At 70.6% G+C, this 23,092-nt stretch carries 19 protein-coding genes; 11 read left to right on the top strand and 8 right to left on the bottom strand.

The window, feature by feature from the left end:
* The first annotated feature begins 96 nt into the window (after positions 1-96).
* The 4 genes from secG (at position 97) to pgi (ending at position 4,072) form a co-directional block, all read left to right on the top strand.
* A complete protein-coding gene (gene secG / locus ACFY01_RS08140) occupies positions 97-327 on the top strand; it encodes a preprotein translocase subunit SecG (protein WP_390735269.1) in 231 nt (76 codons plus the stop codon).
* 224 nt (positions 328-551) lie between these two features.
* Positions 552-887 carry an RNA polymerase-binding protein RbpA gene (locus ACFY01_RS08135; protein WP_003976875.1) on the top strand — a complete coding sequence of 112 codons (336 nt, stop codon included), beginning with the start codon at positions 552-554 and terminating at the stop codon, positions 885-887.
* A gap of 190 nt (positions 888-1,077) precedes the next feature.
* A complete protein-coding gene (locus tag ACFY01_RS08130) occupies positions 1,078-2,346 on the top strand; it encodes an MFS transporter (RefSeq protein ID WP_390734851.1) in 1,269 nt (422 codons plus the stop codon).
* Positions 2,347-2,419: 73 nt separating this feature from the next.
* A complete protein-coding gene (gene pgi, locus ACFY01_RS08125) occupies positions 2,420-4,072 on the top strand; it encodes a glucose-6-phosphate isomerase (RefSeq protein ID WP_390734850.1) in 1,653 nt (550 codons plus the stop codon).
* Between the two features lie 133 nt (positions 4,073-4,205).
* Here pgi and ACFY01_RS08120 read toward each other — a convergent pair whose 3' ends face one another.
* From ACFY01_RS08120 to ACFY01_RS08110, 3 genes are read right to left on the bottom strand one after another with little or no spacing between them, the layout of a single operon-like run.
* On the bottom strand, positions 4,206-6,488 hold the full coding sequence (locus ACFY01_RS08120; protein WP_390734849.1) for an FtsX-like permease family protein: 2,283 nt from the start codon (positions 6,486-6,488) through the stop codon (positions 4,206-4,208).
* Between the two features lie 6 nt (positions 6,489-6,494).
* Positions 6,495-7,247, bottom strand: a complete 753-nt coding sequence (locus tag ACFY01_RS08115) for an ABC transporter ATP-binding protein (RefSeq protein ID WP_390734848.1) — start codon at positions 7,245-7,247, stop codon at positions 6,495-6,497.
* Positions 7,244-7,759 (bottom strand): PadR family transcriptional regulator, encoded by a 516-nt coding sequence (locus ACFY01_RS08110; protein ID WP_390734847.1) that lies wholly within the window; start codon positions 7,757-7,759, stop codon positions 7,244-7,246. The genes ACFY01_RS08115 and ACFY01_RS08110 overlap by 4 nt, the downstream gene beginning before the upstream one ends.
* A gap of 130 nt (positions 7,760-7,889) precedes the next feature.
* On the opposite strand from ACFY01_RS08110, the gene ACFY01_RS08105 reads away from it, so the two are divergent.
* The 5 genes from ACFY01_RS08105 to ACFY01_RS08085 all read left to right on the top strand — a co-directional run bounded on the left by ACFY01_RS08105 (position 7,890) and on the right by ACFY01_RS08085 (position 14,563).
* A complete protein-coding gene (locus tag ACFY01_RS08105; protein ID WP_390734846.1) occupies positions 7,890-9,161 on the top strand; it encodes an ABC transporter substrate-binding protein in 1,272 nt (423 codons plus the stop codon).
* Positions 9,162-9,300: 139 nt separating this feature from the next.
* Entirely contained in the window at positions 9,301-10,947 is a 1,647-nt protein-coding gene (locus tag ACFY01_RS08100; protein WP_390734845.1) for a glycoside hydrolase family 13 protein, read from the top strand.
* A 75-nt stretch (positions 10,948-11,022) separates the two neighbouring features.
* Complete coding sequence (locus tag ACFY01_RS08095) at positions 11,023-12,348, top strand: ABC transporter substrate-binding protein (RefSeq protein WP_390734844.1); 1,326 nt, start codon at positions 11,023-11,025, stop codon at positions 12,346-12,348.
* An 8-nt stretch (positions 12,349-12,356) separates the two neighbouring features.
* A complete protein-coding gene (locus tag ACFY01_RS08090) occupies positions 12,357-13,727 on the top strand; it encodes an ABC transporter permease subunit (RefSeq protein WP_390734843.1) in 1,371 nt (456 codons plus the stop codon).
* Positions 13,724-14,563, top strand: coding sequence for a carbohydrate ABC transporter permease (locus ACFY01_RS08085; protein ID WP_390734842.1), 840 nt, complete (start codon positions 13,724-13,726; stop codon positions 14,561-14,563). Before ACFY01_RS08090 ends, ACFY01_RS08085 begins: the two co-directional genes overlap by 4 nt.
* Before the next feature lie 80 nt (positions 14,564-14,643).
* Here ACFY01_RS08085 and pgl read toward each other — a convergent pair whose 3' ends face one another.
* The 5 genes from pgl to tkt are packed head-to-tail and all read right to left on the bottom strand — an operon-like array spanning position 14,644 to position 21,302.
* On the bottom strand, positions 14,644-15,426 hold the full coding sequence (pgl, locus tag ACFY01_RS08080; RefSeq protein ID WP_361815869.1) for a 6-phosphogluconolactonase: 783 nt from the start codon (positions 15,424-15,426) through the stop codon (positions 14,644-14,646).
* The gene (gene opcA / locus ACFY01_RS08075; RefSeq protein ID WP_390734841.1) at positions 15,423-16,526 is read right to left on the bottom strand and encodes a glucose-6-phosphate dehydrogenase assembly protein OpcA; all 1,104 of its coding nucleotides are present in this window, start codon (positions 16,524-16,526) and stop codon (positions 15,423-15,425) included. Before opcA ends, pgl begins: the two co-directional genes overlap by 4 nt.
* Positions 16,523-18,061: a glucose-6-phosphate dehydrogenase gene (gene zwf / locus ACFY01_RS08070; RefSeq protein ID WP_390734840.1), complete on the bottom strand. Its 1,539-nt coding sequence runs from the start codon at positions 18,059-18,061 to the stop codon at positions 16,523-16,525. The genes opcA and zwf overlap by 4 nt, the downstream gene beginning before the upstream one ends.
* 1 nt (position 18,062) lies before the next feature.
* Complete coding sequence (gene tal / locus ACFY01_RS08065) at positions 18,063-19,181, bottom strand: transaldolase (RefSeq protein ID WP_390734839.1); 1,119 nt, start codon at positions 19,179-19,181, stop codon at positions 18,063-18,065.
* Positions 19,182-19,214: 33 nt separating this feature from the next.
* Positions 19,215-21,302 carry a transketolase gene (gene tkt / locus ACFY01_RS08060; protein WP_390734838.1) on the bottom strand — a complete coding sequence of 696 codons (2,088 nt, stop codon included), beginning with the start codon at positions 21,300-21,302 and terminating at the stop codon, positions 19,215-19,217.
* Positions 21,303-21,679: 377 nt separating this feature from the next.
* Here tkt and ACFY01_RS08055 point away from each other — a divergent pair, with 377 nt between their 5' ends.
* Together ACFY01_RS08055 and ACFY01_RS08050 are read left to right on the top strand one after the other, a co-directional pair.
* Complete coding sequence (locus tag ACFY01_RS08055; protein ID WP_390734837.1) at positions 21,680-22,633, top strand: heme o synthase; 954 nt, start codon at positions 21,680-21,682, stop codon at positions 22,631-22,633.
* Positions 22,634-22,726: 93 nt separating this feature from the next.
* A complete protein-coding gene (locus tag ACFY01_RS08050; RefSeq protein ID WP_390734836.1) occupies positions 22,727-23,059 on the top strand; it encodes a hypothetical protein in 333 nt (110 codons plus the stop codon).
* Positions 23,060-23,092: the final 33 nt, after the last annotated feature.

Genomic DNA, 23,092 nt, shown 5'->3' with positions numbered 1-23,092 from the left:
GGTAGCGGCGATCCGTCGTACTCTTGCGGGGGCACAGCGAGTGCGCCGTGCCCCCGTCGTCCATCCGAATCCGAGGAAGTTGGTCCAGCCGTGGTTTTGGGGTTCTCGATCGCCCTGATCGTCTTCAGCCTGCTGATGATGCTGCTGGTGCTGATGCACAAGGGAAAGGGCGGCGGCCTCTCCGACATGTTCGGCGGCGGCATGCAGTCCTCCGTCGGTGGTTCCTCGGTCGCCGAGCGCAACCTCGACCGGATCACGATCGTGATCGGTCTGCTGTGGTTCGCGTGCATCGTCGTCCTCGGCCTGCTGATGAAGACGAACAGCTGATCCCAGCCGACCAGCGTCTCACAAGCACACATATTCCGTACGTAAGGCCCCATGTTCGGTACGCGCTCCTGAGCGCGGCCTATCATGGGGCTTGCGTCTTTGGAGCGGGGCTCTTGTAACTCCAATCACTGGACGCGCGTTGGGCCTTACGTAGACTGAGGCGCTCGCAGCGAAGCGGAAACGCCGACTCGCTTCGCGGCACCATCACGCAGGGAGTTACGACCGTGGCAAGTGGCAACGCGATCCGAGGTAGCCGGGTCGGGGCGGGGCCGATGGGCGAGGCCGAGCGCGGCGAGTCCGCGCCGCGTCTGCGCATCTCCTTCTGGTGCTCCAACGGGCACGAGACACAGCCCAGCTTCGCCAGCGACGCGCAGGTGCCCGAGACCTGGGACTGCCCGCGTTGCGGCTTCCCGGCCGGTCAGGACCGGGACAACCCGCCGGACCCGCCGCGCACCGAGCCCTACAAGACGCACCTCGCGTACGTCAGGGAGCGGCGCAGCGACGCGGACGGCGAGGCGATCCTCGCCGAGGCCCTCGCCAAACTGCGGGGCGAGATCTAGGAGTTGAGAACCGGCCGGGTGCCTGCGGGCGCCTGGCCGGAGCTGTTTCTCCTGCCGGCTTTTCCGCCGGTTCCTCCGTCGGTTCCTCCGTCGGTCCTCCGCCGGTTCTCCGTCGGTGCGCGCTCTGCCGACGGCCGATTGTCAGTGGTGTCCTCTACGGTTCGTGTCAGGTCAGCCGTGAGGGGGAGTCGTGACGACGGTCGAGAGCGCGGGCAAGGCCGCGCCCGCGTGGCGTGGGGGTTTCGGGCGGTTGTGGACGGCCGCGGTGGTGTCCCGGTTCGGGGACGCGTTACGGACGGCCGCGCTGCCCCTGCTCGCCGTGCGGCTCACCGACGAGCCGCTCGTCATCGCCTCGGTGACCGCCTGCGGGTACGTTCCCTGGCTGCTGTTCGGGCTGCTGGGCGGTGCCGTCGCGGACCGGGTGGACCAGCGGCGCGCCATGTGGGCGGTGGATACGGTACGGGGCCTGATCGTCGCCGGTTTCGCCCTCACCGTGGGACTCGGACACGCTTCGATCCCCTTGCTGCTGGCGCTCGCCTTCGCGCTGACCACCCTCCAGACCCTCTTCGACAACGCCTCCACGGCCCTGCTTCCGTCCCTGGTGGACAAGGAGGCCCTGGGCGCTGCCAATGCCCGCCTGATGACCGGCCAGCAGCTCGCCGGCGGCCTCCTGGCGGGCCCCTTCGTGCCGCTGCTGCTGACCGCGGGCGCCTTCATGCCGTTCGCGGCCGACGCGGGCACGTACCTCGTCGCCGCCGCCCTCGTGGCCTCCCTGCGGACACGGCCGGCCGAGCGGGAGCCGCGCCCGGCCGGCAGCACCCTGCGCGCGGAGATCGGCGCGGGCCTGCGCGCCCTGTGGCGGGACCGGGCGCTGCGAGCGGTCTGCGTGGCCACGCTGCTGTGCAACATCGGCATGGGCGCACTGATCGCCACGCTGGTGTTGCACGTGACCCGCTGGCTGGACGCGGGCAACGCGGGATACGCGGCGGCCATGACGGCGTACGCGGCCGGTAGCCTGCTCGGCGGCTTCGTCGCCCAGCGGATCGCGCGGCGCACCGGGCGCGTCGGGGCGCTGCTGGTCGCGGGCGCGGTGCAGACCTCGTCCCTCGTCCTCATCGGCACCGTCCGGCACCTCGGCGCCCTCCTCGCCGGGATGCTGCTGTTGGGCGCGATGGGCATGGTGTGGAACGTCAACCAGGTCACGCTGATGCAGCAACGCAGCCCCGCGTCGATGGTGGGGCGCATAGCGTCCGCGTTCCGCACCGCCTCGACCTCCGGCGCGCCGCTCGGCGCCCTGCTCGGCGGCGTGGCGGCCCGGGCCTGGGGGCTGAACGGGCCCGCCTTGTTCGCGGCCGTGCTCTTCGCTCTGGCCGTCACCTCGTTGATACCGGCGCGTCGGCCGGACGTACCTGTTGTTGCAGCGGACGACGGTGCGACGACCGCTCACGTCACGCGCTGATCAACTAGGTTGGAACCGGCAGCGGGGCAAGGTACGCAGCAGGGACAGGTAGGAAAGAAGGCTGAAGTCCGAAATGAACGCAGACGGCCGTACCAGGCTCAACCAGACGCCCGAGTGGACCGCTCTCGCCAAGCACCGGGAGGAGCTCACCGACACCCATCTGCGGGACCTGTTCGCCGCGGACCCGGGTCGCGGCGCCGGGTACACCCTCCAGGTCGGTGACCTGTACATCGACTACTCGAAGCACCTGGTCACCGACGAATCGCTGCGGCTGCTGCGCGAGCTGGCCGCCGCCACCGACGTCTTCGGCCTGCGGGACGCCATGTTCCGCGGCGAGAAGATCAACACGACCGAGAACCGGGCGGTCCTGCACCTGGCGCTGCGAGCCGCGCGCGACGCGGTGATCGAGGTCGACGGGGAGAACGTCGTCCCGGCGGTGCACGCCGTGCTCGACAGGATGAGCGACTTCGCCGAGCGGATCCGTTCGGGTGAGTGGAGGGGGCACACCGGCAAGCGCATCAAGAACGTCGTCAACGTCGGTATCGGCGGCTCGGACCTTGGTCCGGCGATGGCGTTCGAGGCGCTGCGCGCCTTCACCGACCGCGACCTCACGGTGCGCTTCGTGTCCAACGTCGACGGGGCGGACCTGCACGAGGCCACGCGTGACCTGGACGCGTCGGAGACGCTGTTCATCATCGCCTCCAAGACCTTCACCACCATCGAGACCATCACCAACGCCACCTCGGCCCGCGCGTGGCTGCTGAGCGAGCTGAACGCCGGGCCGGAGGCCGTCGCCAAGCACTTCGTGGCCCTGTCGACGAACGCCGAGAAGGTCGGTGAGTTCGGCATCGACACCGCCAACATGTTCGAGTTCTGGGACTGGGTCGGTGGGCGGTACTCGTACGACTCGGCGATCGGGCTCTCGCTGATGATCGCCATCGGCCCGGACCGGTTCCGGGAGATGCTGGACGGTTTCCGGATCGTCGACGAGCACTTCAGGACCGCGCCGGCGGAGTCCAACGTGCCGCTTCTGCTGGGGCTGTTGGGCATCTGGTACAACAACTTCTTCGACGCCCAGTCGCACGCGGTGCTGCCCTACAGCCACTACCTGTCCAAGTTCACCGCCTACTTGCAGCAGCTGGACATGGAGTCCAACGGCAAGTCGGTGGCGCGCGACGGGCAGGAGGTCGAGTGGCAGACCGGACCCGTGGTGTGGGGGACGCCGGGCACCAACGGGCAGCACGCCTACTACCAGTTGATCCACCAGGGTACGAAGCTGATCCCGGCGGACTTCATCGGCTTCGCCGAGCCGGTCGCGGAGCTGCGGGACGAGCTGAAGGCGCAGCACGATCTGCTCATGGCCAACTTCTTCGCCCAGACGCAGGCGCTCGCCTTCGGCAAGACGGCGGACGAGGTGCGGGCCGAGGGGGTGCCCGAGGAACTGGTGACGCACAAGACCTTCAAGGGCAACCGGCCGACGACCACGATCCTCGCGCGTGAGCTGACGCCGTCCGTGCTCGGTCAGCTCGTCGCGCTGTACGAGCACAAGGTGTTCGTGCAGGGCGCGGTGTGGAACATCGACTCCTTCGACCAGTGGGGCGTGGAGCTCGGCAAGGTCCTCGCCAAGCGGGTCGAGCCCGCGTTGACGGAAGGGGCCGAGGTGCCGGGGCTGGACGCGTCGACGACGGCGCTGGTCGCCAAGTACCGGGCGCTGCGCGGGCGTTGAGGGAGGGGTGAGGTTGCCCCGGCCCCTGGGGCTCCGCCCCGGACCCCGGCGGGGGGCTCCGCCCCCTGCACCCCCGGGCCGGGCTCGTCCCTGCTCCTCCTGCCGGGCTCGCCCATGCGCCCCCGCGCGGCCCTCAGGCCACCGCGCTCAACGTGTCCGCCAGCCTCCGGCGGGCCGCCCGGGTTGCCGGGAGGGTGGCCAGGGTGGCGGCGCCCAGGACTGCTGCCAGCGCGAAGGGCAGGAGGAGCAGCGCGGACGGGGACTGCGCGATGCCCGCGCCGATGCCGCTGGAGCGGCCCTGGGTGTCGATCAGCCAGTGGGCCAGGGGGAGGCCCAGGGCCGTGCCGGTGAGGACCGCGGCCAGGGCCGTGCAGCTCGTCGCGGTGACGGTGATCGCGGTGATCTGGCGCGGGGACATGCCGATCGCCTTGAGCGCCAGCAGGTCCCGTTCGCTCTCGCGGACCGTGCCGCCGATCGCGGTCAGCAACTCGATGAGGCCGATCGACGCCAGCACCGCGATCAGCCCGACCACGACACCGCGCAGCGCGGACAGGCCGTCGGCCGGGTTGGTGACGGCGTGGACATCGAGGTGGCCGCGGCCGGCCCTGGTCAGGTCGGCGGCGGCGCGCTGCGGGTCGGCGGACGGCCGCAGACGCAGCTGGTACAGGGTGGGGGCCAGCCGCGGGTCGTTCTCGCGGAGGGTGTCCAGGGACGTGGAGATGACCCGGCCGGCGTTCTCCGGTTCGATGCTGCGGCCCACGATGTGCAGGATCTGCGGCTGGTCGCCGACCGTCATCCGCACCCAGTCGCCGACGCGTACGTCCAGCAGGTCCAGCAGGCCCTGCCCGGCCACCGCCTCGTCGGGGCCGGTCGCGGGGCGGCCCGCGGCGAGCGCGTACGGGTAGGGGGCGCGGTGGGTGCCGAGGCCCCGCAGGGCGATGGTGGCGGTCTGGCCCGGGACGAGGGCGGCCACCTCGACACCCGGGTAGACGGCGGTGACCCGGGGATCGTGGTCCAGCAGGGACCGGGCCTCCCCGTCGCTCATGCCGCTGTCCGCGCGTACGGTGAGCGCCGCCGGCAGGCCCATCCGCTCGGGGCTGCGGTGGAAGCGGTCGATCGTGGTCCAGGCGCTCATCGCCACCACGATCAGCAGCAGGGGCAGGGCCAGTCGCCCGATCGTGGCGAGCGTGCGAGGGCGGCGGGTGAAGGCCTGGTGCCAGCCCAGGACGAGCGCCGGTGGCAGGCGTAGGCCCAGGGCCCGGCGCGCCAGGCCCGTCAGGCGGCCCCCGGCCGGAGCGGCGGGCCGGGGCACCGGCACCGGGGGCACCCGGCCCGCCCGCCAGGCCGCGAGCCCGGTGACCGCGCCGATGAACAGCACCGCGCCCACCGGCACCGCGAGCAGGGCGACCGCGTGTCCGGGCAGCCCCTGCCACACGCCGACCGCGTCGCCGAGCCGGCCGGGGATGGCAGTGCCCAGCGCCTGGATCAGGCCGGCGGCGGCCACGGCGCCCAGCACGGCGTACGCGACGTGCTGGAGCAGGAAGATGCGGACGACCTGGGCGGGGGTGAAGCCGATCGCCTTCAGCACCGAGATGTCCCGCAGATGACCGCGGATACGGGTGGCGATCGCGCCGTGCACCGCGAACCCGGCGGCGAGGAGCGCACCGAGGCCGAACAGGCCCAGCACCTGGCCGAGCAGCCGGTTGTCGCCCTGTGCCTCGGCCCGCGCCTGCCGCCAGGTGGAGACCTCGCCGACCGCGCCCGCGCCGAGCACGGTGACGGCGCGCTGGACGGCGTAGTCGGTGTCGTCGGGGTCGGTGAGGCGGAGTCCGATCACCCTGCCGCCGGGACCTCGTAGGGCGGGCGGCGGGGCCCAGACCAGGCCGGGCTGCTCGCCCGCCCGGTAGCGGGGTTCGGCGCTGTCGGCGACGCCCACGACGGTCAGTGTCCGGGAGGTGCCGGGCAGGGTGAGCGTGTCCCCGGGCTCGGCCAGCAGCGCACGGGCGAGACGGCTCTCCAGGACCACACCGTCGGGGTCGCCGGCGTCGAGCCAGTGGCCGGAAGTGAGCAGCGGGCGGCCCACGGAGGGCTTCCCGGACGTCGCACGCAGTTCCACCAAGGCGCGGGTGCCGCGCGAGGAGACGGTGGCGGACTCGGTCCGGTAGGGACCGGCGACGGACGCCACGCCGTCGAGCGAGGCGAGGCGGCCGGTGTCGGCGGACCGTACGGTGTGGATCCACACGTGGGCGCCGCGGGACTGGGTGAAGACCCGCTGCCAGGGGTTGGTCGCGTAGCCGAACAGCGCCGTGGCCAGCAGCAGCGCGCCGACGATGCCGGCGGTGGCCAGCACGATGAACAGCGCTTCGCCGCGGTGCGCGCGCAGATCGGAGTGCGCCCAGCGCAGGGTGGCTCGCACGGGTGGTCAGTCCTTCAGTTCCAGCACGCCGGCTGTCCCCGTGCGCCGGCGCGACGGTGTGCCGTCGAGTTCCGCGTCGTCGGCGATCCGCCCGTCGAAGAAGCTGATCACGCGGTCGGCGGCGCTCGCCAGCCGGGCGTCGTGGGTGACAAGTACGATGCTCTGCCCGCGCTGGTGGAACCGGGACAGCAGCCGCATCACCTCGCGGGTGCCCTTGCTGTCCAGGCTGCCGGCGGGCTCGTCGGCCAGCAGCAGCGGGGGATGGTTGACCAGGGCGCGGGCGAGTGCGACCCGCTGCTGCTCACCGCCGGACAGCTCGCCCGGCATGCTGCGCTCCTTGCCCTCGAGGCCGAGCTCTGCGAGCAGTTCCTCCCGCTCGGCCCGTGCCTGCTTCGGCGAGCGGCCGACCAGCAGCGCGGGCAGCTCGACGTTGTCGGCGACCGACAGATTGGAGACCAGGTTGAAGAACTGGAAGACGATCCCGATCCCTTTCCTGCGCTCCTCGGCCCAGCGCGCCTCGCTGTAGCCGTCCGTGCACCGGCCGTCCAGCCAGATGCTGCCCTCGTCGGGCCGCTGGAGCCCGCCCAGCAGGTGCAGCAGCGTCGACTTGCCGGCCCCGGACGGGCCGGTGACCGCCACGAACTCGCCCGGCCGCACGGACAGGCCGACCCCGCGCACGGCACGGGCGGGCGCGCCCTCGCCGTAATGGGTCTTGGCCAGGCCCTCGGCGCGCAGCAGCGGAGCGGGGCTCTCGCTCACTCCAGCTCCTCCAGTTCCTCCTGGCACCGCTCCAGCCAGTCCAGGTCGGCCTGAAGGTGCAGCATCGCGCCCTCGATCAGCAGATGGGCGATTCGGTTGTCCCGGCTCTCGGCCGCGGCCAGCTTCGACAGATCACGCATGGTGTTGAGGTACTGGCGCCGCTGCTTGTTGATGAGGGCGATCTGGTCGACGAGACCGGTCTGCGGGGCGAGGGCGAGTTTCATGAAGAACTCGTCCCGCACCCGCGGTTCGTCCTCGGGCTCCTCGAACCAGACGCGCAGCGCCTCACGCCCGGCTTCGGTGAGGTTGTAGACCTTCTTGTTGGGCCGGCTCGACTGCTCGACGTCCTCGCCCTCGATCAGTCCCGACTTCTCGAGGCGGCCGAGGGTCACATAGATCTGGCCGACGTTCGGCTGAGGGTACGCGGAGCCCAGCAGTTGCTCAAGGGCCTGCTTCAGCTCGTAGCCGTGGGCGGGGCCGCGCGCGAGGAGTGCCAGGAGGGGCAGGCGCACTCGTGCTGTCCTCCTAGTCTGCGTAATGTGCTCCAGGCCCTAGTATCGCCCATACCTAACAGGTATACATGGCCTCTGACCCGTCGGCGAAGATGCCCGTGGGCCGGTGTACGTGTTCAGGGAGGAACCTATGCGGTGGATACACGCCGCCGGTAGGGGCCTTCTCGTCCTCGTCGTGGTCATGACCGGGTACACCGTCTCGGGTTCCCATGCCGACGAGGGCGGCACCGGTGGCCGCGGCCCGCTCACCCTGGCCACCGCCGGGGACCTCACCGGCTATCTCGGCCCGCTGCTCCAGGGCTGGAACCGTACCCACCCCGGCGAGAAGGTCAAGCTCGTCGAGCTGCCGGACTCCGCCGACGAGACCCATGCGCAGATGACCACCGACCTGCGCGGCGGCGACCGCAGCCGGTTCGACGTGCTCAACATCGACGTCAACTGGACCTCGGAGTTCGCCGCCGCCGGCTGGATCCGGCCGCTGCCGAGAGACCGCTTCCCCCTCGGCACCTTCCTGAAGCCGGTCGTCGACACGGCCACCTACGACGGACACCTGTACGCCGTCCCGTACGTCACCAACGCCGGCCTGCTCCTGTACCGCAAGGACGTCCTGGACAAGGAGGGTGTGCCGCCGCCGCGCACCTGGGCCGAGCTGGAACACGACGCGAAGACCATCGCGCCGAAATACGGGCTCGACGGGTACGCGGGCCAGTTCCTGCCGTACGAGGGCCTCACGGTCAACGCGGCCGAGGCCGTCTACTCGGCGGGCGGGACCATCCTCGGAGACGAGGGGGAGCGCGTCACGGTGGACTCCGCCGCCGCCCGTGAGGGCATCGGTTTCCTGGCGCGCGGCATCCGCGAGGGCTGGATCCCGAAGCAGGCGCTGACGTACAAGGAGGAGGAGTCCAAGGACGCCTTCCAGGACGGACGTCTGCTCTTCCTGCGCAACTGGCCCTACGCGTACGCCGTCGCCTCGGCCAAGGGCTCCGAGGTCGCCGGGAAGATCGGCGCCGTACCGCTGCCCGGGCCGGACGGGCCCGGCAGTAGCGTCCTGGGCGGCTCCGATCTGGCCGTGAACACACACGCCCGGCACCCCGACTCCGCCGCGCGCCTCATCGCGTACCTCACCAGTGAGCCCGTCCAGCGCCAGGTCCTCACGCGCGGCTCGCTGCCGCCCGTACGCGCCGCGCTGTACAAGGACCCCGAGCTCGTACGGGAGTTCCCGTACCTGCCGACCCTGCGCGCCGCCCTGCGCGCCGCCAAGCCGCGGCCCAAGAGCCCGCACTACGACCAGGTCAGTCTGGTGGTGCAGGCGGTCGTGCACGACGCGCTGACCGGGCGGGAGACGCCCGAGGTGGCGGTGGCGCGGCTGGCGCGGGAACTCGACGCCGTCGCCCGTCGATAGTTTCCTAGTTACTTGTTAGGTAACGCGGACGTCTCATCTGGGCTCGCAACGCCCGGATAAGTCCGGATTTGATTCACCAACTCCTCAGTAGCCTCCGTTCTTTTCATTGACACCTCTGTGAAGCGCCTACTTAACATGCATGCATAACTGCTGCCCTTCACAGAGACAGGCCACAGGGTTGAACAGGCATCATTGGTGGCGTGACGCGGTGATCTACCAGGTCTACGTCCGCAGCTTCCTCGACAGCACCGGCGACGGCGTCGGCGATCTGGCCGGCGTCCGGGCCGGGCTGCCGTACCTGAAGAAGCTCGGTGTCGACGGCATCTGGCTGAGCCCCTTCTACCCCTCGCCCCAGCACGACCACGGCTACGACGTGGCCGACTACTGCGGCGTCGACCCGCTCTTCGGCGACCTCGCCGAGTTCGACCTGCTGGTGGCCACGGCCCGGCGGCTGGGCATCAAGGTGCTCCTCGACATCGTCCCCAACCACTGCTCCAGCGAGCACCCGTGGTTCCGCGAGGCGCTGGACAGCGCGCCCGGCAGCCCGGCCCGGGCCCGCTTCCACTTCGCCGACGGCCGCGGTCCCGACGGCGGCGAGCCGCCCAACAACTGGCACGCGATGTTCGGCGGCCCGGCCTGGACCAGGGTGGGCGACGGCCAGTGGTACCTGCACATGTTCACGCCCGAGCAGCCCGACTGGAACTGGCGCGACCCCGAGGTCCCCGCCGAGTTCGACCGGATCCTGCGCTTCTGGCTGGACCGCGGTGTGGACGGCTTCCGCATCGACGTCGCCGCCGGCCTGTTCAAGCACCCGGACCTGCCCGACTCCGACGACCCGGAGGCCGACGCCCGCACCCGCGACTCGGTCAATCCGCTCGCCTGGAACCAGCCCGAGGTGCACGAGGTGTGGCGGCACTGGCGGTCGGTGTGCGAGGAGTACACCGCACGCGACGGCCACGAGCGTCTCCTCGTCGGCGAGGTCTCGGTCCCGTCCGCCCGCGAACACGCCCAGTACGTCCGCCCCGACGAACTCCACCAGGCCTTCTTCTTCGACCTGCTCAGCGCCCCCTGGGACCCCGACGCCTTCCGCAAGGTCATCACCGAGGCCATGGCGGACATCGCCGGCACGGGCTCCACGGTCACCTGGGTGCTCAACAACCACGACCAGGTCCGCACCGTCACCCGCTACGGCGAACCCGCCACCGAGGGCAGCGGCCTCGGCACCGCCCGCGCCCGCGCCGCCGCGCTGCTGATGCTGGCGCTGCCCGGAGCCGCGTACATCTACCAGGGCGAGGAGCTGGGCCTGCCCGAGGTCGTCGACCTGCCCGACGACGTGCTCACCGACCCGATCTTCCGGCGCACCGGCAGCCGCGCCCGTATCCGCGACGGCTGCCGGGTGCCGCTGCCCTGGTCCGGGCAGGCCTCCCCGTTCGGCTTCACGCCGGGAGCGGAGAGCGCCAAGCCGTGGCTGCCGCAGCCCGAGTACTTCGCCGAGTACGCCACCGACCGCGCCCTCGCCGACACCCGCTCCTTCTGGCACCTGTACCGCGACGGCCTCCAACTGCGCGCATCACTGCCCCAGTTGGGTGAGGGCTCGCTGCGCTGGCTGGACACCCCGCCGGGCGTCCTCGGCTTCGTCCGCGGCGACGGCCTCGTCTGCGCCGTCAACTTCGGTACGGCGCCCACACCCGCGCCGGTCTCCGGCACCCCCCTGCTGTCCAGCGGCCCCTGCCCGGCCGGGGTGCTCCCCGGTTCCACGGCCGCCTGGTGGATCAACGATCTCTGATCGCCCGTCATCTCACCCGTCATCTCGCCCGTGATTTCGCCCGTCATTTCCCCACCCCTCGAAGGGACATCAACGATGATGCGACGACGCACCACCCTGCTCACCGGCTGCACCGCCCTCGTCCTGGCGCTCGGCGCGACCGCCTGCGGCGGCGGCCCGGTCTCCTCCGGCGGCGGCGACAAGGCGCTCAGCGGCCAGACCGTCACCGTGGCCGGTGTCTGGTCCGGCAGCGAGCAGAAGAACTTCCAGAAGGTGCTGGACGCGTTCAGCGCGAAGACCGGCGCCAAGACCCAGTTCGTGTCCACGGGCGACAACGTCTCCACCGTCGTCGGCAGCAAGATCGAGGGCGGCAACGCGCCCGACGTCGTGATGGTCCCGCAGGTCGGCGTGCTCCAGCAGTTCGCCAAGAAGGGCTGGCTGAAGCCGCTGTCCGCCACCACCGAGAAGTCCGTGGACGCCGGCTACGCGCCGGTCTGGAAGAAGTACGGCAGCGTCGACGGCAAGCTGTACGGCCTGTACTTCAAGGCCGCCCACAAGTCGACCGTCTGGTACAGCCCCGACGCCCTCACCCAGGCCGGCGTCAAGCCGCCGAAGACGTACACCGAGCTGCTGAAGGCCGGGCACACCGTCTCCGACTCCGGGCTCGCCGCCTTCGCGGTCGCCGGGCAGGACGGCTGGACGCTGACCGACTGGTTCGAGAACGTCTACCTCTCCCAGGCCGGTCCCGGGAAGTACGACGCCCTCGCCGCGCACAGGCTGAAGTGGACCGACGCCAGCGTGGTCAAGGCGCTCGGCACGCTCGGCAAGCTGTTCAAGGACAAGCAGCTGATCGCGGGCGGCCAGAAGGAAGCCCTCAACACCGACTTCCCGGGCTCGGTCGAGAAGGTGTTCGGGCCCAAGCCCGAGGCCGGCATGGTCTACGAGGGCGACTTCGTCGCCGGCGTCGCCCACGACCAGTTCGGCAAGGCCATCGGCAAGGACGCGAACTTCTTCCCGTTCCCGGCCGTCGACGGCGGCAAGGCGCCGGTCGTCAGCGGCGGTGACGCGGCCGTGGTCCTGAAGGACGGCAAGAACTCCAAGGCCGGCATGAAGCTCCTGGAGTACCTCGCCACCCCCGAGGCCGCCGCCGTGTGGGCGAAGGCGGGCGGCTTCCTGTCCCCGAACAAGCAGCTCGACCTGGCCTCCTACGGCGACGACGTCACCCGCGCCACCGCCAAGTCCCTGATCGCGGCGGGTGACTCGGTCCGCTTCGACATGTCCGACCAGGCACCCGCCTCCTTCGGCGGCACCAAGGGCGTGGGGGAGTGGAAGCTGCTCCAGGACTTCCTGCGTGACCCGTCCGACCCGAAGGGGACCGCGGCGAAGCTCGAGGCCGCTGCGGCCAAGGCCTACCAGGACTGAGCCGGCAGATGACCGCAACCACACTCGTGAAGCAGAAAGGGGCGGGCTCCCCGCCGCCGGGCTCGCTCGCCGAGCGCGCCCGGCGCTCGCGGCGGCGCGGCCGGATCATCGCCCTGCTCTTCGTCTTCCCCGCACTGCTCCTGCTCGGCGCGCTCGTCGTCTACCCGGTGCTGTTCTCCGTCGGCCGGAGCTTCTTCGACGCCTCCGGCTCGCGCTTCGTCGGCGCGGACAACTACACGGAGATGTTCCGCGACCCGGCGACGCTCAAGGCCGTCCGGAACACGACCATCTGGGTGGTCGTCGCCCCGGCCCTGCTGACCGGGCTCGGCCTGATCCTCGCCGTCCTGGTGGAGAAGGTCCGCTGGGCCACCGCGTTCAAGCTGCTGCTGTTCATGCCGATGGCGGTGTCCTTCCTCGCGGCGGGGATCATCTTCCGCCTCGCCTACGACCAGGACCCCGCCAAGGGGGTGCTCAACGCCGCCGTGGTCTCCGTGCACGACGCCTTCAAGGGCGCCTCGACCTATCCGACGGCACGCGCTCGGGTGGGACAGGACCTGACCCAGGGGAGCGACGGCTCGTACGAGACGAAGACCGGTGTGTCACCGGGCGGCCTGGTGACGTTCCCCATGGTCGGCGTCCTGCCCAAGGACCTGCCCCAGGGCGCCGCGCCCGCCTACCCGGCGGCCGGCGGCAAGGCCACCGCCGATGAACTGCGCGGCGTCGTCTACCTGGACTTCACACCCGGCGGCGGAGGCAGGCAGGGCAAGGTCGACCGGCGGGAGAGCGGGCTGCCCGGCATGAAGGTCGAGGCGGTGCGCGGCGGGAAGACGGCCGCGAGCACGACGACCGCGTCCGACGGTTCCTTCCGCTTCTCCGGGCTGGACACCGGCTCGTACACGCTGAAGCTGCCCGGGTCGAACTTCGCACCGCCCTACCAGGGAGTCTCCTGGCTCGGCCCGACCCTCGTCACGCCCGCGATCATCGGCGCGTACCTCTGGATCTGGACCGGATTCGCGATGGTGCTGATCGGCGCCGGACTGTCGGCCCTGCCCCGGGACGCCCTGGAGGCGGCCCGGATGGACGGGGCGAACGAGTGGCAGATCTTCCGCAGGATCACGGTCCCGCTGCTGGCCCCCGTGCTGACCGTCGTATTCGTGACCCTGGTCATCAACGTGATGAAGGTCTTCGACCTCGTCTACATCATCGCGCCCGGTCCGGTGCAGGAGGACGCGACCGTCCTCGCGACCCAGATGTGGCTGGTGTCCTTCGGTGGCGGCAACAACCAGGGGCTGGGCAGCGCGCTCGGTGTGCTGCTCCTGCTCCTGGTGATCCCCGCGATGGTCTTCAACGTCCGCCGTTTCCGAAGGAGTCAGCGATGAACGCGGTAAGGCGTGGGCTGGGCAACGGTCTGGTCCAGGCGTTCCTCGTGGTGATCGGCCTGGTCTGGCTGACCCCGCTCGCCGGCCTGTTCCTCTCCTCCCTGCGCTCGGCGCAGGACACCGCCAAGGGCGGCTGGTGGACGGCGCTGGCGAGCCCCGGGCAGCTGTCCTTCGACAACTACTCGGCGCTGCTGAAGAACGCCGGGATGACCCAGGCCTTCTGGAACACGGTGCTGATCTCGGTGCCGGCGACCGTCCTCGTCGTCGTCATCGCGTCCCTCGCCGGATACGCCTTCGCCTGGCTGGACTTCCCGGGCCGCGAGGCCGTCTTCCTGCTCGTGGTGGCCCTGCTGGTGGTGCCGGTGCAGATCGGTCTGCTGCCGGTCGCCAAACTCTTCGGGCAGCTCGGCCTGTTCGGCACGATTCCCGGCGTCGTCCTCTTCCACGTCGCCTACGGCCTGCCGTTCGCGGTGTTCCTGCTGCGCAACTACTTCGCCGAGATGCCCAAGGAGATGCTGGAGGCGGCCCGCATGGACGGCGGCAGCGAGTGGCGCATCTTCACCCGCCTCGTCCTGCCCGTGGGCCGGCCCGCCATCGCCAGCCTCGCCATCTTCCAGTTCCTCTGGGTCTGGAACGACATGCTGGTGGCCCTGCTGTTCGCCGACAGTTCCTCCCAGCCGCTGACGGTCGAACTCCAGTCCCAGATCAGGCAGTTCGGCAGCAACATCGACGTCCTCGCACCCGGTGCGTTCCTGTCGCTGATCGTGCCGGTGGCCGTGTTCTTCGCCTTCCAGCGGCACTTCGTGCAGGGGGTGATGGCGGGCTCCGTCAAGTAGTGACGACGAACAAGTAGTGACGACGAAGGGGCGGCGCGGGCATCGCCCGCGCCGCCCCTTCGTTCACGGCGAGTCCGGTCTCACGGCGAAGCCGGCGGATACAGCGACCGCGGCAGCTGGGAGGCCGCCGCCGAGTCCAGCAGCCACAGGGTGCGGGACCGGCCGCGGGCCCCCGCGGCCGGGGCCTGGATCTCACCCGCGCCCGACAGGGCGATCGCGGCGGCCTGGGCCTTGTCCTCACCGGCGGCCAGGAGCCAGACCTCGCGGGCCGCGCGGATCGCCGGCAACGTGAGGGTGATCCGGGTCGGCGGCGGCTTGGGCGCGCCGTGCACGCCGACCACCGTCCGCTCGGTCTCCCGGACGGCGGGCAGCTCGGGGAAGAGCGAGGCCACATGGGTGTCCGGGCCGACGCCCAGCATCAGCACGTCGAAGGCGGGAACGCTGCCGTGGTTCTCGGGGCCGGCGGCCTTGGCCAGCTCCGCCGCGTACGCCTCCGCCGCCGCCTCCACGTCGGCACCGTACGGACCGTCCGAGGCGGGCATGGCGTGCACGCGCTCCGGGTCCAGGGGCACCGCGTCGAGCAGCGCCTCGCGGGCCTGGGTGACATTGCGCTCCGGGTCCCCCTCGGGGAGGAAGCGCTCGTCACCCCACCACAGGTCCAGCCGCGCCCAGTCGACGGCGTCCCGGGCGGGGGCCGAGGCCAGCGCGGCCAGCAGGCCGTTGCCGTTGCGGCCGCCGGTGAGCACCACGGACGCGGAGCCACGCGAGGACTGCGCGTCCACGATCTTGGTGATCAGCCGGGCCGCGGCGGCCTGCGCCATCAGCTCCTTGTCGTGGTGGACGACCAGCTGGGGGGCGCTCACTTCGCCGCCCCCTTCTTCACCGGAGCCTTCGCCGCCGCTTCCTTCGCGGGAGCTTTCGCAGCTGCTTCGACAGGGGTCTCGACGGCGACCGCGTCTCCTTTGGGGGCCGCCTCTCCTTTGGGCGCCGCGTCCGGTGCCGGAGGGGCGGCCGGAGCCTGGTCGGTACCGCCGGCCGAGGCGCCCAGCCGCTCCACCCCGAACCGCAGCGCCGACGCGTACGTGTCGTCCGGGTCGAGCCGCCGCAGCTCCTCCGCGATCAGCTCGGCCGTGTCCCGCCGCTTCAGCGCCACCGCGCGGTCCGGCTGGCCCTCGATGGACAGCGTGGCCAGCGAGCCGTCCGCGCGGTCCAGCGTTATCGGGCCGCCGCTGGTGTCCATGCGGACCGCGGTGAGCCCGGGGCCGGACGACAGGGAGCGCTTGACGGGCACGTCCAGCCGGTCCGCGAGCCACATCGCCAGCAGCTCGCAGCTCGGGTTGAACTCCTCGCCCTCCACCTCGACGGCCTTGACCTCGCACACGACCTGGTCCAGCGCGGCGGCCAGCATCGACCGCCAGGGCGTGATCCGGGTCCAGGACAGGTCCGTGTCGCCGGGCGTGTAGGCGGAGGCCCGGGCTGACAGGTCCCGCACCGGCTGCTCGGCGGTGTAGGTGTCGGTGACCCGGCGCTGGGCGAGGGCGCCCAGCGGGTCGTTGGCCGGGTCGAGCGGGGCGTCCACCGGCCACCAGACGACGACCGGGGCGTCCGGCAGCAGCAGCGGCAGGACCACGGAGTCGGCGTGGTCGGACACCTCGCCGTACAGCCGCAGCACCACCGTCTCGCCGGTGCCCGCCTCCGCGCCCACCCGCACCTCGGCGTCCAGCCGGGACTGCGTGCGGTCGCGGGGGGAGCGGGAGACGCGCTTGATGACCAGCAGCGTCCGCGAGGGATGCTCGTGGGAGGCGTCGCCGGCCGCCTTCAGCGCGTCGTAGGCGTTCTCCTCGTCGGTGACGATGACCAGGGTGAGCACCATGCCCACGGCGGGCGTGCCGATGGCCCGGCGGCCCTGCACCAGCGCCTTGTTGATCTTGCTGGCCGTGGTGTCCGTGAGGTCTATCTTCATGGCCGGCGCCAGCTCCGTCCGTCTCGTGCGAGCATCTCGTCGGCCTCGACGGGACCCCAGGTGCCCGACTTGTACTGCGCGGGCCTGCCGTTCTTGTCCCAGTAGTCCTCGATCGGGTCGAGGATCTTCCAGGACAGCTCGACCTCCTCGGTGCGCGGGAAGAGGTTGGCGTCACCCAGCAGCACGTCCAGGATCAGCCGCTCGTACGCCTCCGGGCTGGACTCCGTGAAGGACTCGCCGTAGGCGAAGTCCATGGACACGTCCCGGATCTCCATCGAGGTGCCCGGCACCTTCGAGCCGAAGCGGACCGTGATGCCCTCGTCGGGCTGGACGCGGATGACGACCGCGTTCTGGCCCAGCTCCTCCGTCGCCGTGTGGTCGAAGGGGGAGTGCGGGGCCCGCTGGAAGACGACCGCGATCTCGGTGACGCGGCGGCCCAGCCGCTTGCCGGTGCGCAGGTAGAAGGGGACGCCCGCCCAGCGGCGGTTGTCGACCTCCACCTTGATCGCCGCGTAGGTGTCGGTCTTCGACTTGGCGTCGATGCCGTCCTCTTCGAGGTAGCCGATGACCTTCTCGCCGCCCTGCCAGCCCGCCGCGTACTGACCGCGCACGGTGGCGCTGCCCAGGTCCTTGGGCAGCCGGACCGCACCGAGCACCTTGGTCTTCTCCGCGGCCAGCGCGTCCGCGTCGAAGGAGGCCGGCTCCTCCATGGCCGTCAGGGCCATGAGCTGGAGCAGGTGGTTCTGGATGACGTCACGGGCCGCGCCGATGCCGTCGTAGTAGCCGGCCCGGCCGCCGATGCCGATGTCCTCGGCCATGGTGATCTGAACGTGGTCCACGAAGGACCGGTTCCAGATCGGCTCGAACATGGTGTTGGCGAAGCGCAGCGCCAGGATGTTCTGGACCGTCTCCTTGCCGAGGTAGTGGTCGATCCGGAAGACCTGGTCCGACGAGAACACCTCGTGCACGACCCGGTTCAGCTCCTCGGCCGACTTCAGGTCGTGGCCGAACGGCTTCTCGATGACCGCGCGGCGCCAGGAACCGCCGGTCTGGTCGGCCAGCCCGTGCTTCTTCAGCTGCTGGATCACCACGGGGAAGGACTTCGGGGGCACCGACAGGTAGAAGGCGAAGTTGCCGCCCGTGCCCTGCGCCTTGTCGAGTTCCTCGATGGTGGAGCGCAGCCGCTCGAAGGCGTCGTCGTCGTCGAAGGTGCCCTGCACGAAGCGCATCCCCTGGATGAGCTGCTGCCAGACCTCCTCGCGGAACGGGGTGCGGGCGTGCTCCTTGACGGCGTCGTGGACCTCGGCGGCGAAGTCCTCGTTGGCCCACTCGCGGCGGGCGAAGCCGACCAGGGAGAAGCCCGGCGGCAGCAGACCCCGGTTGGCGAGGTCGTACACGGCCGGCATCAGCTTCTTGCGGGACAGGTCACCGGTGACGCCGAAGATGACCAGGCCCGACGGCCCCGCGATACGCGGGAGCCGTCGGTCGGCGGGATCACGGAGCGGGTTCGCCCCGGAGCCGGAAGAGGGGGACAATTCAGCCCTCCGAGGGGGCGAGGCGCTGGAGCTCCGCCTCGGTCGACTTGAGCAGGTCGTTCCAGGACGCCTCGAACTTCTCGACGCCCTCGTCCTCCAGCACCTGGACCACGTCGTCGTACGAGATCCCGAGCTTCTCCAGCGCGTCGAGGTCGGCGCGCGCCTGCTCGTAGGTGCCGGACACGGTGTTGCCGCTGATCTCGCCGTGGTCCTCGACGGCCTCCAGCGTGGCCTCCGGCATGGTGTTCACCGTGTTGGGCGCCACCAGGTCGGTGACGTACATGGTGTCCTGGTACGCCGGGTCCTTCACGCCGGTCGACGCCCACAGCGGACGCTGCTTGTTGGCGCCCGCGCTCTCCAGCGCGGTCCAGCGGTCGGAGGAGAAGACCTCCTCGTACGCCTGGTAGGCGAGCCGGGCGTTGGCGACGGCGGCCTTGCCGCGCAGCGCCTTGGCCTCGTCGGTGCCGATGCCGTCCAGGCGCTTGTCGATCTCGGTGTCCACGCGGGAGACGAAGAAGGACGCCACGGAGTGGATCTTCGACAGGTCCAGGCCGCGCTCCTTGGCCTTCTCCAGGCCGGTGAGGTACGCGTCCATGACCGCGCGGTAACGCTCGAGCGAGAAGATCAGCGTGACGTTGACGCTGATGCCGTTGCCGATGGTGGACGCGATCGCCGGGATGCCCGCCATGGTGGCCGGGATCTTGATCAGCGTGTTCGGGCGGTCGACCAGCCAGGCCAGCTGCCTGGCCTCGGCGACGGTCGCCTTCTCGTTGTGCGCCAGGCGCGGGTCGACCTCGATGGAGACCCGGCCGTCCTGGCCGCCGGTGGCGTCGAACACCGGGCGCAGGATGTCGGCGGCGTCGCGGACGTCCGCCGTGGTGATCATGCGGATGGCCTCTTCGACGGTGACCTTGCGGGCGGCGAGGTCCGAGAGCTGCTGGTCGTAGCCGTCGCCCTGCGAGATCGCCTTCTGGAAGATCGTCGGGTTGGTGGTGACGCCCACGACGTGCTGCTGGTCGATCAGCTCGGCGAGGTTGCCGGACGTGATCCGCTTGCGCGACAGGTCGTCCAGCCAGATCGCGACGCCTTCTTCGGAGAGGCGCTTGAGTGCGTCTGTCATGGAATTACATCTCCTACGTGTCGTATGTGAGCGTCAGCGCTGGGCGGCCGCGATGGATTCCCGGGCCTTGGCGGCCACGTTCTCGGCAGTGAAGCCGAACTCGCGGAAGAGGACCTTGCCGTCGGCGGAAGCACCGAAGTGCTCCAGGGAAACGATGCGACCGGCGTCCCCGACGTACTTGTGCCAGGTCAGACCGATACCGGCTTCCACGGCGACACGAGCCTTCAGGGACGGGGGCAGGACGCTGTCCCGGTACCCCTGGTCCTGCTGCTCGAACCACTCCACGGACGGCATGGACACGACCCGCGTGGGGACCCCGTCGGCCTGGAGCCGCTCGCGCGCCTCGACGGCGACGTGCACCTCGGAACCGGTGGCGATCAGCACGACCTGGGCTTCGCCGCCGTCGGCCTCGAACAGGACGTAACCGCCGCGCGCTGCGTCCTCGTTGGGCTCGTACGTGGGCACGCCCTGGCGGGTCAGCGCGAGGCCGTGCGGCTGGCCCTTGCCGAACTCCTTCGTCCAGCGCCCCAGGATCTCGCGCCAGGCGATCGCGGTCTCGTTGGCGTCGGCCGGGCGGACCACGTTCAGGCCCGGGATGGCGCGCAGCGAGGCCAGGTGCTCGACGGGCTGGTGGGTCGGGCCGTCCTCGCCGAGGCCGATGGAGTCGTGCGTCCACACGTACGTCACCGGCAGGTGCATCAGGGCCGACAGACGCACGGCGTTGCGCATGTAGTCGGAGAACACCAGGAAGGTGCCGCCGTAGATGCGGGTGTTGCCGTGCAGGGCGATGCCGTTCATCTCCGCGGCCATGGAGTGCTCGCGGATACCGAAGTGGACCGTGCGGCCGTAGGGGTTCGCCTCCGGCAGCGGGTTGCCCTCGGGGAGGAAGGAGCTGTCCTTGTCGATGGTGGTGTTGTTCGAACCGGCCAGGTCTGCGGAGCCGCCCCACAGCTCGGGGACGATCGCGCCGAGCGCCTGGAGCACCTTGCCGGACGCGGCGCGGGTGGCGACGGACTTGCCGGGCTCGAAGACCGGGAGCTTCTCCTCCCAGCCGGTGGGCAGCTCGCCCGCGGCGATCCGGTCGAAGTCGGCGGCACGCTCGGCGTTGTTCTCACGCCACAGCTGGAACGACTTCTCCCACTCGGCCTTGAACTCGCGGCCCCGGTCGAGGGCCTGGCGGGTGTGGGCCAGCACCTCGTCGGCGACCTCGAAGCTCTTGTCCGGGTCGAAGCCGAGGACGCGCTTGGTGGCCGCGACCTCGTCGTCGCCGAGCGCCGAGCCGTGGGCGGCCTCGGTGTTCTGCGCGTTCGGGGCCGGCCAGGCGATGATCGAGCGCATCGCGATGAAGGACGGCCGGTCCGTGACCTTCTTCGCGGCCTCGATCGCGTTGTAGATCGCGTGCGGGTCGAGGTCGCCGTCCGGCTTCGGGGCGATCCGCTGCACGTGCCAGCCGTAGGCCTCGTACCGCTTGGCGGTGTCCTCGGAGACGGCGGTCTCGGTGTCGCCCTCGATCGAGATGTGGTTGTCGTCCCACAGCAGGACCAGGTTGCCCAGCTTCTGGTGCCCGGCCAGCGAGGAGGCCTCGGCGGAGATGCCTTCCTGGAGGCAGCCGTCACCGGCGATGCAGTAGATGAAGTGGTCGAAGGGGGACTCGCCCTGCGGGGCCTCGGGGTCGAACAGGCCACGCTCGTAGCGGGCGGCCATCGCCATGCCCACCGCGTTGGCGACACCCTGGCCGAGCGGGCCGGTCGTCGTCTCGACACCCTTGGTGTGCCCGTACTCCGGGTGGCCCGGGGTCTTCGAGCCCCAGGTGCGGAAGGACTGAAGGTCCTCCAGCTCCAGGCCGAAGCCGGCCAGGAAGAGCTGCGTGTAGAGGGTCAGGGACGAGTGGCCGGCGGACAGCACGAAGCGGTCGCGCGCCACCCAGTCGGGGTCGGCGGGGTCGTGCCGCATCACCTTCTGGAAGAGGGTGTAGGCGGCGGGCGCCAGGCTCATTGCCGTACCCGGATGGCCGTTGCCGACCTTCTGTACGGCGTCGGCGGCCAGGACACGGGCGGTGTCCACGGCCCGCTGGTCCAATTCGGTCCACTCGAGGTCTGTGGTGGTCGGCTTGGTGCTCACCCTGGGTCAGGGCTCCTCTCCACATGATCGAATACCGGCGTTCTGGGCGCGCGCCCACCGGCTGCCGGTGCACTGGGTGCCCACCGGCCGTTGTCGAGCCTACCCCTGTAGGTACGTGCGTTTTTTCGAGCCATTCCAGACTGACGGGCATGTCGTCGATCCGCCTCCCGACTGGCCGGAACGGCATTCGGCACATGAATACGGAGCCGCTCATCTGACTGCTCAATCGAGCCTCCCCACGCACGCTCGGCGGCCCCCGCCAACACGAACGGACCCCCGCGAATGTCCGGGTCTGGGCAACGTCTAAAGTGGCGTGGTACGCGCGAGCCTTTACCGTCAGTTCACACGGCGGGGCTCGCTGGGAGTCTCTGTCAGGGGTGTGCGTGACGGCCGTCGAATCCCGTCCAGCGGGGCTGCTCGGTGCGAGCGAGAGCCCGGTTCACCGGCCGTTCGGGGCCCGTGTCAAGGCGTTCGTGGCTCTGACCAAGCCGCGGATCATCGAGCTGCTGCTCATCACCACCGTTCCGGTGATGTTCCTGGCTCAGCAGGGCGTGCCCGACCTGGGCCTGGTGCTGCTGACCTGCCTCGGCGGCTACCTCTCCGCGGGCGGCGCCAACGCGCTGAACATGTACATCGACCGTGACATCGACGCGCTCATGGACCGCACCTCGCAGCGCCCGCTGGTCACCGGAATGGTCAGCCCGCGCGAGTGCCTCGCCTTCGGCATCACACTGGCGGTCGTCTCGACGCTGCTGTTCGGACTCACCGTCAACTGGCTGTCGGCCTGGCTGTCGCTCGGAGCGCTCCTCTTCTACGTCGTCGTCTACACGATGCTCCTCAAGCGGCGTACGTCGCAGAACATCGTGTGGGGCGGCATCGCCGGCTGCATGCCGGTGCTGATCGGCTGGTCCTCCGTCACCAACTCGATGTCCTGGGCGCCGGTCATCCTCTTCCTCGTCATGTTCTTCTGGACGCCGCCGCACTACTGGCCGCTGTCCATGAAGGTCCGCGAGGACTACGCGCGCGTGGGCGTGCCGATGCTGCCGGTCGTCGCCTCCAACAAGGTCGTCGCCAAGCAGATCGTGCTCTACAGCTGGGTCATGGTCGTCGTCTCCCTCCTGCTGAACCCGCTCGGCTACACCGGCTGGTTCTACACGGCGGTCGCGCTGCTCGCGGGCGGCTTCTGGCTGTGGGAGGCGCACGCCCTCCAGAACCGCGCCAAGGCCGAGGTGACGGGCGCGAAGCTCAAGGAGATGCGCCTGTTCCACTGGTCCATCACCTATGTGTCGATCCTGTTCGTGGCGGTCGCGGTGGACCCGTTCCTTCGGTAGCCCCGTTCATGCGCCGGTACGGGCGGGGTGCGTGGCAAAGGCCACGCACCCCGCCCGTCGCCGTTTGATCTACCCGTCGGTAGCATCCTGACCATGGCAGACACGCAGCAGGTTGACCCGAAGGCCGAACGCAGGGTGGCGAAGCTCGCCAAGCAGATCGACGCCTTCTCCAAGGCGCACGGCGGGGCCGAGGGCCAGGTGGCCCACATCGGCGAGCGCGGCGCCCGGATCGTGCTCGTCGGTGAGGACGGCGGCTGGGGCGACCTGGTGGCCCCCAGCCCCGCCATCGCCGAGCAGGCGGTGCGCAAGGCCGGCATCACCGTCCACGAGGCGTTCGACGGCGAGTTCGCGGCCAAGGTGAGGACGGGCCCGTACGAGTGGACGCGCATGGCCGGAATCCAGGTGGGTGGGCCAAGCAACTCCTGAGCAACACCTGACACCCGGTTCACCCGTTAGGAC

This window comes from Streptomyces sp. NPDC001480, assembly GCF_042894725.1.
In the GTDB taxonomy this organism is placed as follows: domain Bacteria; phylum Actinomycetota; class Actinomycetes; order Streptomycetales; family Streptomycetaceae; genus Streptomyces.
This window is presented reverse-complemented; position numbering and strand designations above follow the sequence as displayed.